Annotated in this window: 1 protein-coding gene and 1 pseudogene; one reads left to right on the forward strand and one right to left on the reverse strand. The window is 69.2% G+C overall.

Going from position 1 to position 1,765, the window contains the following annotated elements:
- A pseudogene (locus ACFW2E_RS43250) lies at window positions 1-315 on the reverse strand (MerR family DNA-binding transcriptional regulator); the annotation flags it as partial.
- A 57-nt stretch (window positions 316-372) separates the two neighbouring features.
- On the opposite strand from ACFW2E_RS43250, the gene ACFW2E_RS43255 reads away from it, so the two are divergent.
- Entirely contained in the window at window positions 373-1,590 is a 1,218-nt protein-coding gene (locus ACFW2E_RS43255) for an erythromycin esterase family protein (RefSeq protein ID WP_384476588.1), read from the forward strand.
- The last annotated feature ends 175 nt before the right edge of the window (window positions 1,591-1,765 follow it).

Below are 1,765 nucleotides of genomic sequence, written 5' to 3' on the forward strand. Positions count from 1 at the left end.
GGGGTGGGGCGGTCTGGCGGGCCGCGGGCGGGGGATCCGGTGCCGGCGCGCCCCCCGCCAATCGCCCGAGTCCTGGTTCACCGCCCGCATGATCGACATCGCCGTCTGGTGGCCGTGGCCGGGCACCAGGGCAAGAAACGCGCGCAGGGCCCCCGCGTGCAGCGAGGTGTAGGTGCGGTAGCCGTGGGGTGTGCGACCGGCGGCCGGAAGGATGCCGACCTCCTCGTAGTTCCTGATCGCCTGCGTGGACAGACCGTGCCCGCGCGCCAGATCAACCGGCCTGAGCCGCTCACCGTATTGAAGGTTTCTCCCCATGGGCTGACGATATCGCGAGAAAGTTTCAACCGAAGGTTCAACGATAGCGTTGAAGACATGGCTACTGACATCAAGGACACCGTCCATGCCGTCGACGCTGCCACCGTCATGAGGCTGCTCCCGGCCCGGCCCCGGCTGCTCGCCCTGGGCGAGCCCACCCACGGCGAGGACGCTCTGCTCGACCTACGCAACGAACTCTTCCGGCAGCTTGTCGAGCAGGAGGGCTACCGGACGATCGCGATCGAGAGTGACTGCATGACGGGCCTGGTCGTGGACGACTACGTCACTTCGGGCGCGGGCACCCTCGACGAGGTCATGGAACAGGGAATCAGCCACGGCTGGGGCGCGTCCGCGGCCAACCGCGAACTCGTGCGCTGGATGCGCGCATACAACGTCCGCGCCGACAACGACGGCCGGCCCGCGTCCGAGCGGCTCCGGTTCGCCGGCTTCGACGGCCCACTGGAGATCACCCACGCAGCGAGCCCCCGGCACGCCCTCACCGCACTCCACGGCTACCTCGCGGCCCAGGTGGACGCGGACCTGCTCCCCTGCACCACGGACACACTGGACCGCCTGCTCGGCACCGACGACCGGTGGACCAACCCCGCCGCCATGATGGACCCGTCCCAGTCGACGGGGCAGTCAGCCGAAGCCGGCCAACTGCGACTGCTCGCTGACGATCTGGTGGCACTGCTCGACCAGCACACGCCGCACCTGCTCGTGACGACCTCGCGGGACGCCTGGGACCGGGCGCGCCTGTACGGGCGCACCGCGACCGGCCTGCTGCGCTACCACCACTGGATGGCCGACACCTCACCGGCCCGCATGACACGGCTATGCGCGCTGCGGGGTTTGATGATGGCCGACAATCTCCTTGCCGTCGCCGCTCGGGGCCCGGCACTCATCCACGCCCACAACTCCCATCTCCAGCGGGAGAAGAGCACGATGCAGTTGTGGGAGGGGCCGGTGGAGTGGTGGAGCGCCGGTGCGCTGGTGAGCGCCCAACTCGGCAGGGAGTATGCCTTCGTCGCGACGGCCCTCGGCACGATCCGGCACCAGGGAGTGGACACTCCGCCGCCGGACACCCTCGAAGGGCTCCTGTACGCGCTCCCGGAAGACCGCTGTGTCATCGACGCCCCGCGGCTGACCACCGCCCTCGCCGGCACGCGGCCCGCGCCCCGCGTTTCCCCCTGGTTCGGCTATGCCCCGCTCGACCCGGCCCACCTGGCGAACAGCGACGGCATCGTGTTCGTCAAGGACGTTCCGCAGAGCTAGGGCCGGCGTGATGTTGTGATCACTCTTTGGGTTCTGTTCCGGTACGGGAGCTGGATCCGCTAGGACGTTCGGTGTGACGCGCAGGCAACTCACGGACGAGCAGTGGAAGTTGATCGAGCCGTACCTGCCGATCGGGGGTGGGCCCCTACCCCCAAACGCGGGGGGGAAACTTAGC

Origin of the sequence: Streptomyces sp. NPDC058964, from assembly GCF_042741275.1 — a bacterium.
Classification (GTDB): domain Bacteria; phylum Actinomycetota; class Actinomycetes; order Streptomycetales; family Streptomycetaceae; genus Streptomyces.